Source organism: Pseudomonas baltica (assembly GCF_031880315.1).
Classification (GTDB): domain Bacteria; phylum Pseudomonadota; class Gammaproteobacteria; order Pseudomonadales; family Pseudomonadaceae; genus Aquipseudomonas.
The window spans coordinates 1,163,553-1,177,944 of record NZ_CP134771.1; the positions used below are offsets into that span (position 1 = coordinate 1,163,553).

General features: G+C 64.4%; 10 protein-coding genes. 7 read left to right on the top strand and 3 right to left on the bottom strand.

From position 1 onward, the window contains the following. Positions 1-204 precede the first annotated feature (204 nt). On the bottom strand, positions 205-5,064 hold the full coding sequence (locus REH34_RS05245; RefSeq protein WP_311970990.1) for an NAD-glutamate dehydrogenase: 4,860 nt from the start codon (positions 5,062-5,064) through the stop codon (positions 205-207). A gap of 304 nt (positions 5,065-5,368) precedes the next feature. On the opposite strand from REH34_RS05245, the gene REH34_RS05250 reads away from it, so the two are divergent. Continuing rightward, the gene (locus REH34_RS05250) at positions 5,369-5,725 is read left to right on the top strand and encodes a hypothetical protein (protein ID WP_226506645.1); all 357 of its coding nucleotides are present in this window, start codon (positions 5,369-5,371) and stop codon (positions 5,723-5,725) included. On the opposite strand, the gene REH34_RS05255 is transcribed toward REH34_RS05250, so the two are convergent. Both REH34_RS05255 and REH34_RS05260 read right to left on the bottom strand, forming a co-directional pair. Then, the gene (locus REH34_RS05255) at positions 5,712-6,950 is read right to left on the bottom strand and encodes a type II toxin-antitoxin system HipA family toxin (RefSeq protein WP_311970992.1); all 1,239 of its coding nucleotides are present in this window, start codon (positions 6,948-6,950) and stop codon (positions 5,712-5,714) included. The genes REH34_RS05250 and REH34_RS05255 overlap by 14 nt on opposite strands. Continuing rightward, positions 6,947-7,198 carry a helix-turn-helix domain-containing protein gene (locus REH34_RS05260; protein WP_226506647.1) on the bottom strand — a complete coding sequence of 84 codons (252 nt, stop codon included), beginning with the start codon at positions 7,196-7,198 and terminating at the stop codon, positions 6,947-6,949. The genes REH34_RS05255 and REH34_RS05260 overlap by 4 nt, the downstream gene beginning before the upstream one ends. Positions 7,199-7,443: 245 nt before the next feature. Between REH34_RS05260 and REH34_RS05265 the strand changes: the two genes are divergently transcribed. Genes REH34_RS05265 through REH34_RS05290 form a run of 6 tightly spaced genes read left to right on the top strand, consistent with a single transcriptional unit; the run spans position 7,444 to position 14,386 of the window. Beyond that, positions 7,444-8,403 (top strand): MoxR family ATPase, encoded by a 960-nt coding sequence (locus REH34_RS05265; protein WP_226506648.1) that lies wholly within the window; start codon positions 7,444-7,446, stop codon positions 8,401-8,403. Positions 8,404-8,412: 9 nt separating this feature from the next. Next, positions 8,413-9,357: a DUF58 domain-containing protein gene (locus REH34_RS05270; protein WP_226506649.1), complete on the top strand. Its 945-nt coding sequence runs from the start codon at positions 8,413-8,415 to the stop codon at positions 9,355-9,357. After that, on the top strand, positions 9,354-9,845 hold the full coding sequence (locus tag REH34_RS05275) for a DUF4381 domain-containing protein (RefSeq protein ID WP_226506650.1): 492 nt from the start codon (positions 9,354-9,356) through the stop codon (positions 9,843-9,845). Before REH34_RS05270 ends, REH34_RS05275 begins: the two co-directional genes overlap by 4 nt. Beyond that, positions 9,838-10,917: a VWA domain-containing protein gene (locus REH34_RS05280; RefSeq protein WP_226506651.1), complete on the top strand. Its 1,080-nt coding sequence runs from the start codon at positions 9,838-9,840 to the stop codon at positions 10,915-10,917. Before REH34_RS05275 ends, REH34_RS05280 begins: the two co-directional genes overlap by 8 nt. After that, positions 10,914-12,755: a VWA domain-containing protein gene (locus REH34_RS05285; protein WP_311970993.1), complete on the top strand. Its 1,842-nt coding sequence runs from the start codon at positions 10,914-10,916 to the stop codon at positions 12,753-12,755. The genes REH34_RS05280 and REH34_RS05285 overlap by 4 nt, the downstream gene beginning before the upstream one ends. Then, a complete protein-coding gene (locus REH34_RS05290) occupies positions 12,752-14,386 on the top strand; it encodes a BatD family protein (RefSeq protein WP_311970994.1) in 1,635 nt (544 codons plus the stop codon). The genes REH34_RS05285 and REH34_RS05290 overlap by 4 nt, the downstream gene beginning before the upstream one ends. Positions 14,387-14,392 lie beyond the last annotated feature (6 nt).

The following is a 14,392-nucleotide window of genomic DNA, read 5'->3' on the forward strand; positions in this document are numbered from 1 at the left end:
CTGGATTCGACGTGCAACGCCATCAGAACACGCTCCCCCTATCGATGATAGCCGTAACATGCTATGGCAATTCAGTGGATTCATATCGTTGCTGAACATGCGTGCAGCCCAAAGCGCACGCAAAAAAAGGCCCCGCTCAAGAATCGAGCGGGGCATCCATTTGCGCGGAAATCGTCGCGCGACGCACGACGATCAAAGCTGACCTCAAGAAGCCACAACAGCTCCACTGAGCGCCAGATCCATCAACTCCCGGTTCGCCACGGCATACATGGCGTAATCGGTGCCGGTGGCAGCCTTTAGCTCGTCAAGCATCGAGCGCCAGCGCTTGACCATGCCTTCGTGCTGTTCCAGCCACAAGGTGACACGCGCTTCGACGTCTTCCGGCGCATCGCTCATCTGCAGCACCGAAATGGTTATGGCTCGCTGCTGATGGTCGATGTCGTCACGGAAGGCTTCGCGCGCCAGCGCTTGCCAGTTGTTTTCCACCGGCAGGCTGCTGATCTGCTGCAGATACCAGTTCAGCTCCAGCGAACTACCGACGGCGAAGAACGCCTTGGCAACGTCGGCGGCCGGCTGCCCGGTCACGTCCGATGCCTCGATGATCGGCAACAAGGTGTAGAGGTGGCTGGTACCGGCGACCATGCGCGCCAGCAATTCCGGCACCCCGGCGGCGACATACCCCTGGTAGCGCTCCTCCCACACGGCGCGAGTCGGGCCTTCGAGCAGCTCGTTGAGCTTGAGCCCCAGAGCGGCAATGTGCGGCCCGAAGTGTGCCACGTCGCGCGCGGCGTCCAGATCGTTGCGGCGGCTGCGCAGGAACCAGCGCGTCGCACGACGCCCCAGACGCATCAACTCGTCCATCAACTTGAGCTGCACCTCGGCAGACACCTGATAGTCCAGCGCCTCGATCTGGCGGAACCAGTGCGGCAGATGGAAGATGTCGCGCACCACGACATAGGCCCCGGCCACATTGGCCGCGCTCATGCCGGTGGACTCCTTCAAGCGCTGAACGAAAGTGATGCCCATGTTATTGACCAGATCGTTGGCGATCTGGGTGCTGACGATCTCGCGCTTGAGGCGATGACGACGCATCGGCTCGGCGTACTTGCTGACCAGCGACGCTGGAAATGCCGTCTCCATATCGCGCGTCAGGTAGTCGTCATCCGGCACCAAGGAGGCCAGCAGCGCTTCGTTGAGGTCGATCTTGCTGTAGGAAATCAGTACCGACAGTTCGGCACGGGTCAGGCCTTGCCTGGCCGCTACCCGCTCGTTGAGCTGCTCTTCGGATGGCAGAAACTCGATGGCACGGTCGAGCTTGCCGCGGCCCTCGAGGTCGACCATCAGACGACGGTACTCGGCGATCCGCTCGTAAGCGCGATTGGCGGCCAGCGACAACGCCTGAGTCTGCTTGTAGTTGTTGCCCAGCACCAGGTGGCCGACCTCGTCGGTCATACTGCCGAGCAGCAGATTGCGCTGCTTCTCGGTCATGTCGCCGGCCTGCACCGCATCGTTGAGCAGGATCTTGATATTGACCTCATGGTCGGAGCAGTCGACACCTGCGGCGTTATCGATGAAGTCGGTGTTGGTCGCCCCGCCCGCCAGGCCGAACTCTACGCGGCCGAGCTGGGTCATCCCCAGGTTGCCGCCCTCGCCCACGACCTTGCAGCGCAGCTCGTTGCCGTTGACGCGCAGGGTATCGTTGGCCTTGTCGCCGACATCGGCATGGGTCTCGCTGCTGGCCTTGACATAGGTACCGATGCCGCCGTTCCACAGCAGGTCGACCGGCGCCTTGAGCAAGGCGTTGAGCAACTCGGTGGGGGTCAGCTTGTCGGCCTGAATGTCGAAGCGCGCCTTCATTTCGGGGCTGATGGCGATGCTTTTGGCGCTGCGCGAGAAGATCCCGCCGCCGGCCGACATGATGGCCGTGTTGTAGTCGCTCCACGCCGAACGCGGCAGGTCGTACAGGCGCTGGCGCTCGGCGAAGCTGCTGGCCGGCTCCGGATTAGGATCGACGAAGATGTGCAAGTGGTTGAACGCCGCCACCAGTTGCAGTTTGTCGGACATCAACAGACCGTTGCCGAACACGTCGCCGGCCATGTCGCCGACGCCGACCACGGTGATGCTGTCTTCCTGCACATTGATGCCGCGCTCGCGGAAGTGGCGCTGCACGCCGACCCAGGCACCCTTGGCGGTGATACCCATCTTCTTGTGGTCGTAACCCGCCGAACCGCCTGAGGCGAAGGCGTCACCGAGCCAGAAGCCATAGTCGATGGCGATGCCGTTGGCGATGTCGGAGAAGGTCGCGGTGCCCTTGTCGGCAGCCACCACCAGGTAGGGGTCATCGTCGTCATGACGGGTGACGTTGGCTGGAGGCACCACGCCGCCATCCTTGAGGTTGTCGGTGATGTCCAGCAGGCCGGAAATGAAGATGCGGTAGCAGGCGATCGCCTCGTTCTGGATGTCGTCGCGGGTGCCGCCCAGCGGCAAGCGCCGCGGCAGGAAACCACCCTTGGCACCCACCGGTACGATGACCGAGTTTTTCACGTGCTGGGCTTTTACCAGGCCCAGCACTTCGGTACGGAAATCTTCCTCGCGATCGGACCAGCGCAGGCCACCACGCGCGACGTTGCCGAAGCGCAGATGCACGCCTTCGACCCGCGGGCTGTAGACGAAGATCTCGAACTTGGGTACCGGCTTGGGCAGCTCGGGGATCAGCTTGGGATTGAACTTGAAGCTGAAGTACGACTTGGCCTGGCCGTTGGCATCCGGCTGATAGAAGTTGGTGCGCAGGGTGGCCTTGATCAGGTCCAGGTAGCGGCGCAGGATGCGGTCTTCGTTGAGCACCTGCACATCGTCCAGAGCGCTGAGAATCGCCTGTTCGAGGCGCTGCTGCTTGTCGTCCAGATCATCGCCGGCCAGTTTGCGTGCCAGGTAGAAACGGGTCTTGAACAGGCGCGTCAGTTCACGGGCGATGTCGGTGTGGTTGTTGAGGGTACTGGCGATGTACCCAAGGTCGAAGCCCAGGCGAATCTGCTTGAGATAGCGCGCGTAGGCACGCAGCAGGGCAACATCGCGCCACGGCAGGCCGGCGGTCAACACCAGGCGGTTGAACGCATCGTTTTCGGCATCGCCGTTGACGATGTGCACGAAAGCGTCCTGCAGGGTGTCATTGAGCTGCTGGATGTCGAGCTTGAGGCCTTCGCTATAGGTGAACGCGAAATCGTGGATCCAGTACTCGCGACCATTGCGATGGCGCACGCGGTAAGGGAACTCACCCAACACGCGCAGGCCGAGGTTCTCGAGGATCGGCAGCACATCGGACAGCGCCAGCGGCGTGTCGGCGTGATACAGCTTGCAGTGCAACTGGCGCTCACCCGACTGCGCCAGCGGCTGGTAGAAGCTCATCACCAGCGGGCGGCTATCGGACAGGGCTTGCAAATGCTGCATGTCGACCACCGCCGAGTGCGCGGCAAAGCGCTCGCGATAGCCCGCCGGGAAGCCTTTAGGGAAGTCCGCCAGCACATTGGTGCCCTGGGCCTCGCCGAAGCTCTCGATGGTGAGCGCGGCGTAGTCGTCCTGCCATGAACGGCAGGCCTGGATCACTTCGTTTTCCAGTTGCGCCGGATCGATGTCCAGACGCACGCGAGGATCGACGCGCAGGATCAACTGCACGCGAGCCAGCACCGATTCCGAGAAGAAAGTCCAGAACTCGCAGTCGCTGGCCTTGAGCCGCTCCATCAGCACTTGCTGGATCTTCAGGCGCACTTCAGTGGAATAGACGTCACGCGGCACGTACGCCAGGCAGTAGCAGAAACGCCCGTACGGGTCCTTGCGCAGGAACACGCGGATCTTGTTGCGCTCCTGGATCTGCACGATGGCCATGACGGTGTTGAACAACTCGTCGACCGGGGTCTGGAACAGGTCGTCGCGCGGCAGCACCTCGACCACCTGAGCCAGCTCCTTGCCCAGATGCGCCTTGGCGTCGAAGCCCGAGCGTCGCTCGATTTCGGCAACCTTGCGGCGGATATAGGGGATCTGATGAACGCTCTCGCCATACACCGCCGAGGTGTACAGGCCCATGAAGCGGCATTCCTTGATGACCTTGCCGCTTGCATCCAGCTGACGCACCGACACGTAATCCGGGTAGGCCGGACGGTGCACGCGGCTCGGATGCGCGGCCTTGGCAAACGACAGCAGCAGCGGCTCGTGCAGATAGCTGACGGCGTAGTCCTCGATGCGCAGATCGTCGGCGGTCAGGCCTTTGCGGACCAGGCGGGTCAGGCCCAGGAACGAGCTTTCGTCATATTGCAGCTGGCCGCCATCGGCATCGTTGGCGACCACGAACTCTTCATAGCCGAGGAAGGTGAAGTGGTTATCCACCAGCCATTGCAGGAAGGTCTTGATCTCGGCCTTTTCTTCTTCGTCGGCGGCGTAGGGCGTCTCGTCCACCAAGGCCAGCAGGTCGCGAACCTTGGCTTTCATCGGTTCGAAGTCGGCAACCGCGATCCGTACTTCCACCAGTACCTGTTCCAGCTCCCGGGCCAGCGCGCTCATGTCGGCGGCGTTGGCGCAACGGTCGATCTCCAGGTACATCAGCGATTCTTGCAGCACATCGGCGCCGGTGCTGCCCTTGGGCAATACTTCAAGCAGCTCGCCTTGGGCGCCGCGGCGCACGCTGAGCACGGTGGTCTGCAAGGTGTGGATGCTGTAGCCACGGCGGTTGAGCTCGGTGCGTACCGAGTCGACCAGAAACGGCAGGTCGTGGTGCAGCACCTCGACCGCGGTGTGGGTGGACTGCCAGCCGTGGCGTTCGTAATCGGGGTTGTAGACCCGCACCTGCGGCTGGGCATGTTCGAAGCGCGCCAGCAGGCGCCAGGCCGACAGGGTGCAACCGGCAAGGTCGGAGAGCCGCCGCTGGGTGAGCTCGTCCATCGAGATGATGCCGAAGAACTGATCGGCGAACAGGGCCACTTGTGGCAAGGCCTGCTCGTCGATGTGCTGCGCCAGGGCCGCTTTCAGTTGATGCTGGAAGTCGGCTTTGCTGGCCGCGGTGAAGAACGCCATCTGTGATACTCCGCTTTGGCTTGTTATCGAATGAAGCGTCGCGTGGACTCCCCTTGCTCGAGTCAACCTTAGTCAACCTTGTGTCCAAGGGGAGAAATATATACGGCGCACCAGCTTAGAAGACCGGCCCGACGATAACTTGCGGGGATGCGACATTTTGAGGCATTGACGGGTTGCACTTGGTGAAACCCTCGGCGATGGCGCTGATTTCGAGGGCTCGCCCGCGAAGAGGCCATCAGCACCAGCACAAATCAAAGAAAACTGGCAAAATCCCCAGCTCGCTCCCATGCCCCGGACCCGCCCCATGAAACTCGACGTACTGCAGCTACTTGCCAACCCTTGCGACGATGAAGAAGACAACATGGCCATGCTGTGCTGTTACGGCCTTATGGGCGAGCTGTTCCTCATGACGCGGTTCCCGGATGAGGACGAGATCGAAATCACCTTCGGCGAAAACGACCCGCAGTTGGTGCGCGACATCAAGGTCACCCTCAGCGCCGATCAGTTGCTGATCGAAGTGGCGGCTGTCGATGCCGGGCTGTTCAATGGCCGCGACACCCTGGACATCGGACACTCGACCGATGCCGCCGACCTGCCTGAAGTACTGGAAACGCTGACCAATATCCTGAAGGGCACCGGGACGCTGGTCAAAGGCCTGTAACCCCGACCTGAGCGTCCTGATCAGCAAACGTCTGACGGAACAATCCGGTGCAATGCGCGATGGCCGCAGCGACTTGCGGCACTTGCCCGGCCAATGCCGCGTTGGCGCTGAGGGACGCCTCGACAGCCGCGATCAAGTCGCGCAACCGCTGACGGGGCTCGACCACATCGCACGTTTTCGCCAGCGCCAATATCCCTAGCCGCGATCGAAACAGACTCTTGGAGCCGTCGAGCGTCAGGGCCAGGGAGTCTTCAGGAATATAGGCGGTGGTATTGACGATGTCGTAGGCGGGCGACAGCCTGGCGTCCGCGCCCAGTGGATCGGTATAGAGCACGCCGAAGTTCTTCAGATGCGCATCGCCATTGCCGACCATACAGCTCAAGGCAACGATATCGAAGAACTGCCGCAACGATGACTGAACCTGCTCTGGCGCGCAGAACAGTCGAATCGCCCGGGCAATCTTCTCGTAGCTGGCGCCGTATTTTTGCTCGGTACCGACGCCGGTCAATACTGCCATGTCCTCGAAACCCAAGGGTTGCTGATGCTTGTCACGGTCGAAACGGCGCATGACGAACAGCTTGCGATTATCCGACAAGAAAAACGCCGGCACCGGCATGCCTGCCCGGCGCGCTGCATCCATGCACAGGAATTCGTTGATGGCCAACCCAGGGAAATCCTCACGCCCCGCCTTCACGATCAGTTCCGGTGTCAGCAGGGTCGCCTTGGGATCCGCCGTCATGTCCTCGGGCACCAACACCTTGGGCTGAATTCCGGAAATGCCCGCGCGCAGGATGTACTTGTCGACCAGTTGGGTAAACAGGTCCTCGGCGCCGTCCCAGGCCAGCAAATCAGCCAGGCGCTCGCCGCGGGGCATGACGCCTCGATCGAGCAGCGCATCCAGCGCCGGTGACTGCACCTGCACCCGGCCGATAGGCGAACCGCTGCCCGTCAACGCCAGCAAGAGCATGGGGTCGAGCGTCGCCGTCTTGGCCAGCCGATGGCGCAGTTGCTCCAGCACATACCCCTCGGGCAGGTTCATCTGGAACACCGGATGCAGCGTGCGATTGAGGTAAGGCATGTCACGCACGGCCATGGTCAGGCTGATCTGCGCCTCGTCTGGCACGCCTATGCCGTAGCGGAACAGATAGTCGCCATCCCTTCCCTGCGACAACTCCCCACAAGCCCCTTGGGCAGTCAAGACGCGCACGCGATCAAGCTCGCTCATTTAAACACCTCGCGCAGCTCTTCGAAGGTGGGCTTGCGTGCGGGCACGATTTTCACCTCGGAGCTCATGGCGGCGATGACCTTGGCGTAAAAGAACATCGAAACCGTCGGCTTGCCTTTTTCCATTTCGGCCAGCTTCTGCCGCGTGATGCCAGCACGCTCAGCCAGCTCGATCAAGGTCATGCCGCGCTGCTGACGCATGCCGCGTAATTGGTCGCCAAGGCGCTCGATAATAAGGACAGGGTCCATGTTTGTTACCTTTACGTAACACCGTATATTAGATGTACTCTATAGATAACATCTCATCCTGTCCATGCATGTGACGTTTGCATAACAAATGGTTCGTTATGTTACACCTAAATAACATTTAAGCTCGCTTTCGCCGCTTCGCTTCACTATTTCCATCGCCCCTCAACCGGAAATCCATTAAAGTAGTGGCCCCCTGCCCTGCCGCGTCCCGCCTGCTCGGCACTTCTCTCCAGGAACCCTCGACGATGGAACATCGTGAAGCGCTCATCGCGCTGCGCACCTTTCTCTCCACCCAGATCCTGGGCCAGGAAAAACTCGTCGAACGTTTGTTGATCGTCTTGCTGGCCGACGGCCACATGCTGGTCGAAGGGGCACCGGGGCTGGCCAAGACCAAGGCCATCAAGGAACTGGCCGAAGGCGTCGAGGCGCAATTCCATCGCATCCAGTTCACCCCCGACCTGCTGCCTGCCGACATCACCGGCACCGAAATCTATCGGCCCGAGACCGGCAGTTTCGTGTTCCAGCAGGGGCCGATCTTCCACAACCTGGTGTTGGCCGACGAAATCAACCGTGCGCCCGCCAAGGTCCAATCGGCCTTGCTCGAAGCCATGGCCGAGCGTCAGGTCAGTGTCGGGCGCAGCACCTATGACCTGTCGCCGCTGTTCCTGGTAATGGCCACGCAGAACCCCATCGAGCAGGAGGGCACCTATCCGCTGCCCGAAGCCCAGCTCGATCGCTTCCTGATGCACGTCAAGATCGGCTTCCCGGATGCCGCCGTCGAGCGACGCATCCTCCAGCAAGCCCGCGGCGAAGCCCTCAATGGCGAGACCAAGCCCGAGCGCCGGGTCAGCCAACAGGCCATCTTCGCCGCACGCAAGGAGATCCTCGGCCTTTACATGGCCGATGCGGTGGAGGAGTACCTGGTGCAATTGGTGATGGCCACGCGCACCCCGGCCAAGTTCGACGCCGAGCTGGCCGAATGGCTAGCCTATGGCGCCAGCCCGCGCGGCTCGATTTCGCTGGACCGCTGCGCCCGCGCCCACGCCTGGTTGGCCGGGCGCGACTTCGTCAGCCCGGAAGACATCCAGGCGGTGCTGTTCGACGTGCTGCGCCACCGCATCATCCTGTCGTTCGAAGCCGAAGCCGCCGGGGTTGACCAGGATCGGGTGATCCAGCGCATCCTCGATGTGGTAGCGGTCGCCTGATCCTGCCCCATGCCTAGCTCACTGCCCTCCGCGCCCGGTATCCGCGTCAGCCTCCAGGAGCTGATCGAGATGCGTCATCGCGTGCGCGAAGTGCAGCTGTTCTCCGGCCCCGGACAGCGCAGCCCGCTGGTGGGGCTGCATCACTCCAAGCTGCGCGGGCGCGGCGTCGACTTCGACCAGGTGCGGGTCTATCAGGCCGGCGACGACGTGCGCAGCATCGACTGGCGCGTGACGGCGCGCACCCAGGAGCCGCACACCAAACTGTTCCATGAAGAACGCGAGCGGCCGGTGTTCATCCTCGTCGAACAGAGCCGCCAGCTGTTTTTCGGCTCGGGGCTGATGTTCAAATCGGTGCTCGCCGCCCAGGCCGCAGCGCTGATTGGCTGGGCCACGCTTGAGCACAACGACCGCATCGGCGGGCTGGTCTATGGCGACCACGAGCATTACGAGATCAAACCACGGCGCAGCAAGCAGAGCCTGTTGCAACTGCTCAACCGACTGGTGCACGTCAATCACTCGCTGAGCACCGATGCGCGGCCCGAGCCCGACTCCCTCAACCTGGCCTTGCGCCGCGCCCGCGAGGTGCTGCGCCCCGGCAGCCTGGCCATCGTGCTGTGTGACGAGCGCGCCCTGACCGACGCCGCCGAACAACAGCTGAGCCTGCTGGCGCGGCATTGCGACCTGCTGCTGTTGCCGGTGTCCGATCCACTCGATCACGCCCTGCCCGCCGCCGGCCTGCTGCGCTTCGAACAACGCGGTGCGCGGCTGGAACTGGACACCCTCAATCAAGACCTGCGCCAGGCCTACCGTGCCCAAGGCGAGGCACGGGTGGCGCGCTGGGAGCTGCTGGCGCAAAAACTGCGAGTGCTGTTGATGCCCCTCAGCACCCAGAGCGAAATGATCGAGCAATTGCGCGAATACCTCAACCCACAACGCCCGGTGAGCCCCGCGTGAGCGCCCTCGACCAACTGCAGCCCTTGATGCTGCCGCCGGCCGTCAGCGCCTGGCCGCTGGCGCCCGGCTGGTGGGCGCTGCCGGTCTTCGTGGGCGTGCTGGCCTGGGGTCTGTGGCGCGCGCGCGGGCGCTGGCAACGCGCGCCCGAACCCGAGCGCAGCGAACTCCCTCTCGACCCGGTACGCCTCGAAGCCCTGGCCCAGCTCGCCGTCATGCCGCGGCCCTACAGCGCCCCGGCCGGGGAGTGGCTGCAACAGCTCAACGCCCTGCTCAAGCGCCTGTGCCGCAACCATTACCCCAACGCCAACAGCCATACGCTCAACGGCCGCGAGTGGCTGGCGTTCCTCGACAACCGCTGCCCGGCAGCCGGCCTCACGCGCTGGATGATTCTGGTCGAGGGCGTCTACAAGCCTGAATGCAAACTGGACGACAAGGCCATCAATGGCCTGTATCAGTCGATCGACACCTGGATTCGCAAGCATGTTTGATCTCGCCTGGCCGTGGATCTTCATCCTCCTGCCACTGCCGTGGCTGATGCGCATCCTGCTGCCCGTGGCCGACAGCGGCGAGCCGGTGCTCAAGGTCGGTTTCCTCGACGAACTCGAAGGCCTGGCCGGGCGCCGCGCACGCATCAACCTGCCCGCCTGGCGCCAGCAACTGCCCTACATCCTCCTCTGGCTGTTGCTGCTGTGCGCCGCCGCGCGCCCGCAATGGCTCGGCGCGCCGTTGCCGATCGCCGCCAGCGGCCGCGACCTGCTGGTGGCGGTGGACGTGTCCGGCTCCATGGATTACCCCGACATGCAATGGCAAGGCGAAGACGTCAGCCGCCTGACCCTGGTGAAAAACCTGCTGGGCGACTTTCTGGAGAACCGCACCGGCGATCGCGTCGGCCTGATCCTGTTCGGCAGCCGCGCCTACCTGCAAGCACCGCTGACCTTCGACCGGCGTACCGTGCACACCTGGCTCGACGATGCCCAAGTCGGTATCGCCGGCAAGAACACCGCCATCGGCGATGCCATCGGCCTGGCCCTCAAACGCCTGCGCCAACGTCCCACCCAAAGCCGCGTGCTGGTGCTGGTCACCGACGGCGCCAACAACGCCGGCGAGATTCATCCACTGACTGCGGCGCGCCTGGCGGCACTGGAACACGTGCGCATCTACACCATCGGCATCGGCGCCGACCCCGATCAGGAAAGCGCCATCGGCCTGCCCGGCGTCAATCCGAGCCTGGACCTCGACGAACCGACCCTCAAGCAGATCGCCAGCCTCACCAATGGCAGCTATTTCCGCGCCCGCGACGGCGCCGAACTGCAACGCATCGGTGCCAGCCTCGACCTGCTTGAACCCGTGGCCCAGCAGCCCACCGAAGCGCGCCCGGCGCAGGCGTTGTACAGCTGGCCACTGGCGGCCGCGTTGCTGCTGAGCATGCTGCTGATACTGCGCGAGCACTGGCCGGACAACCCCTTGCAACGGCTGCTGGCCAAGCGGCGCTTTTTGCCGGTGGCCACCCCGCACTGGCGCGAACGCCTCGATCGGCTGCGCCTGCGGAGGCACAAATGAGCGAGCCATGGCCGTTCTGGTTTCGTCCGCTATGGCTGCTGGTGTTGCCGCTGGCGCTGTGGCTGCTCTGGCGCCTGTGGCATCGACCGCGGCGCAGCGGGCGCTGGCAGGCGATTCTGCCGCCGGCCTTCCATGCGGTATTGCTCGGCGGCGGCAGCGGGCGCACCAGCAAACTGCCATGGGCGCTGTTGGCCCTGGCCTGGCTGCTGGCAATCGGTGCACTGCTGGGCCCCAGCTGGCAACGGGTCGAACAGACCACGCAAAAACCAGCCGACCCGCTGGTGGTGCTGTTCGAGCTGACCCCGGAAATGCTCGCCGCCGACGTCAGCCCCAACCGCCTCGAAGTCGCCCGCCGCAAGCTGCTCGACCTGCTCGAAAGCCGTGGCCAGGCGCAGACCGCGATCATCGTCTACGCCGGCAGTGCCCACGTGCTGGTGCCGCTGTCCGACGACCTGATCACCAGCCGCAACCTGCTCGACGCGTTGATCCCCTCGATCATGCCCGAGCCCGGCCAGCGCGCCGATCTGGCCGTGGATCGTGCCTTGGCGCTGCTCAAGCAGGCCGGGCTGGGCCAGGGCCGGCTGCTGCTGATCGCCTCCTCGCTGAGCGATCAGGAGCGCGACGGCCTGCACCGCCGCCTGGGCCGCAACACCCCGCCGCTGTTGATGATCGGTATCGGCACCTCGGAGGGCGCGCCCGTCACCGAGGAAAACGGCGAGCTGCTCAAGGATGCCTTGGGTGGCATCGCCCTGCCGCGCCTCGACAGCGCCAGCCTCGACCACTTCATCGACTCCCTGGGTGGCCATTATCGCCAGGCCCGGGTCGACAGCCTCGACCTGCGCGAACTGGGCCTGCTCGATGCGCCCCACAGCCGGCAGAATCTGCAAAGCACCCTGCAACTCGACACTTGGGAAGACCAGGGCTACTGGCTGCTGTTGCCGCTGCTGTTCCTCGCTGCCTGCGCCGGAAGACGCGGCTGGTTGTTCTGCCTGCCGTTACTGTTGTGTCTGCCACAGCCCAGCTACGCCTTCGACTTCAGCGACCTGTGGTGGCGCGCCGATCAGCGCGGCCAGCAACTGCTCGAAGCGCAACGCCCGGCCGCCGCCGCGCAGCAGTTCGAAGATACCCGCTGGCAAGGCGTGGCACTTTACGAGGCCGGCGATTACGCCGGGGCCCTGGAACGCTTCGCCAAAGACGACACCGCGGCCGGTCACTACAACCGCGGCAACGCCCTGGCCCACAGCGGCGACCTGGCGGCGGCGCTGGATGCCTATGATCAAGCCCTGGAACGTCAGCCCGACCTGCAACCGGCGCTGAAAAACCGCCTGCTGGTGCAGCGCCTGCTCAAGGCTCGCCAGGCCCGCGAGCTGGCCGAAGCGCAGGCACAAAAAGCTCGCGAACAGGCCGCCCACGGCAACCCGTCGACGCCTCCCGATGCCGGTGCCGGCGAAGGCGCCAGCAGCGCGGCCACTGCCGATAGCAGCGCCAGCAATCGCAATGCCGCGGGCGCCGATGACGGCGCGGCGGCTCCGAACAGCCCGCCCGCCGCCAGCAGCGCCCCGCCCGCCACGGCACCGAGCAATCCGAACAGCGGCGCTCTGGCCCCCAATCGCCCGGCAACGCCACCGACCAAAAACGCGCCTCCCGACAGCAGACAATTGGCGGACGCCACGGAACCAGCGCCCAAGGCCCCCGCCGCGCCGCCCGATCAGGACCTCAATGGCGAACAACGCCAGGCCCTGGAACAATGGTTGCGACAAATCCCCGACCACCCCTCAGAATTGCTTCGCAGAAAATTCTGGTACGAACAGCAACAGCGTCAGGACAACCCCCAATGAGCCGCATCAGCGCCTTGCTCTCGATCGTCATCCTTGCCCTGCTGGCCAGCGTCAGCCAGGCCGCGACCCTGGTGGCCAGCGTCGATCGCACCCGCCTGGCCGTCGGTGAGACCTTCGAGCTGACCCTTGCTTCAGACGACTTCACCCAGTTCGGCAAACCCGACCTCTCTGCCCTGCAGGCCGACTTCGAAGTGCGCGACACGCGGCAGATCAACCACTTGACCGGCCTCAATGGCGACGCCCCGGCCACCACCCGCTGGATCATCACCCTGGTGGCGCAGCGCGCTGGCAACCTGAGCATCCCGTCGCTGCAATTGGGTGACGCCCACAGCCAGAGCATCACCCTCACCGTGCTGGCGGCCGATGCGCCCGGCAAACAGAACGCGGCGCCGATCTTCATCGACGCCAGCCTCGACCAAGACCAGGTCTACGTCCAGGCGCAAGCACTCTTGACCCTGCGCGTTTACCACTCCGTGGCGCTGTATGACGACAGCAGCCTCACCCCGTTGCAGATCCCCGACGCGCGCATCGAGTCGCTGGGCCCGCCGCGCACCTATGAAAAACTCATCAATGGCGTGCGCCATGGCGTGATCGAATGGCGCTTCGCAATCTACCCGCAGCGCAGCGGCGAACTGTTGATTCCAGCGTTGGTGTTCAGCGCCACCCCGGCGCAAATGAATGCCGCCGACGACCCTGCCAGTGCTCAGCCGGGCAAGCTGGCCCACGTCAGCTCGGCGCAGATGCCGCTGGAAGTCAAAGCCAAACCGGCGGCCTACCCGGCCGATGCGCCTTGGCTGCCGGCGCGCAGCCTGGCGCTGGAAGAAAGCTGGAGTCCGGAACCTGAGCAGAGCCAGGTCGGCGACTCCCTGACCCGAACCGTCACGATCAAGGCCGATGGCCTGGCCAGTGCGCAGTTGCCACCGCTGCCCGGCGCCGAGCTCAAAGGCCTGCGCCGCTACCCCGACCAGCCGCAACTGAGCAACACCAACAGCGAGCGCGGCCTGATCGGCAGCCGTGAAGAACGCACCGCACTGGTTCCGACCCGCAGCGGCGAAATCGACCTGCCAGCCATCGATGTGCTCTGGTGGAACACCCGCGAAGATCACCTCGAACACAGCAGCCTGCCCGCGCGCAGCCTGCAGGTCAGCGACAGCCCGAGCCTGGCCGTCGACACCCCGGCCGGTGACACCGCCGCGCAAAGCGCCACCGCCAGCGCCTTGTGGCCGTGGAAGCTGGCCACCTTGCTGCTGACCTGCACCACCGCGCTGGGCTTCGGCCTGTGGTGGCGCGCTCGCTCGCAACCGGCGATCCAGCGCGTCGCGCAAACCGGCCCGAGCCCGCGTACACTGCTCGACGATCTCAAGCGCGCCAGCCTGGCCAACGATCCACAGGCCACGCGCCAGGCGCTGGACGCCTGGGCCCGCCAGCAGCCAGAAACCCTGGCCGACATGGCCGCCCGCTTCGTGCCGCTGTCCAATGCCCTGGACGGTCTCAACGGCGCGCTGTACAGCGAGGCCGGGCAGTTCTGGCAAGGCGAGGCGCTGTGGCGCGCCATTGGCACCATCCCGGCCAGCGAACGGCGGCAGACGCCAGGCGGCGACCCCGGCCTGCCGCCGCTCTACCCCAAATAGTCATTC

Bases quoted from the DNA above. Each gene is read 5' to 3' on its own strand.
- REH34_RS05245 (WP_311970990.1), bottom strand. From the start codon at position 5,064: ATGGCGTTCTTCACCGCGGCCAGCAAAGCCGACTTCCAGCATCAACTG.
- REH34_RS05250 (WP_226506645.1), top strand. From the start codon at position 5,369: ATGAAACTCGACGTACTGCAGCTACTTGCCAACCCTTGCGACGATGAA.
- REH34_RS05255 (WP_311970992.1), bottom strand. From the start codon at position 6,950: ATGAGCGAGCTTGATCGCGTGCGCGTCTTGACTGCCCAAGGGGCTTGT.
- REH34_RS05260 (WP_226506647.1), bottom strand. From the start codon at position 7,198: ATGGACCCTGTCCTTATTATCGAGCGCCTTGGCGACCAATTACGCGGC.
- REH34_RS05265 (WP_226506648.1), top strand. From the start codon at position 7,444: ATGGAACATCGTGAAGCGCTCATCGCGCTGCGCACCTTTCTCTCCACC.
- REH34_RS05270 (WP_226506649.1), top strand. From the start codon at position 8,413: ATGCCTAGCTCACTGCCCTCCGCGCCCGGTATCCGCGTCAGCCTCCAG.
- REH34_RS05280 (WP_226506651.1), top strand. From the start codon at position 9,838: ATGTTTGATCTCGCCTGGCCGTGGATCTTCATCCTCCTGCCACTGCCG.
- REH34_RS05285 (WP_311970993.1), top strand. From the start codon at position 10,914: ATGAGCGAGCCATGGCCGTTCTGGTTTCGTCCGCTATGGCTGCTGGTG.
- REH34_RS05290 (WP_311970994.1), top strand. From the start codon at position 12,752: ATGAGCCGCATCAGCGCCTTGCTCTCGATCGTCATCCTTGCCCTGCTG.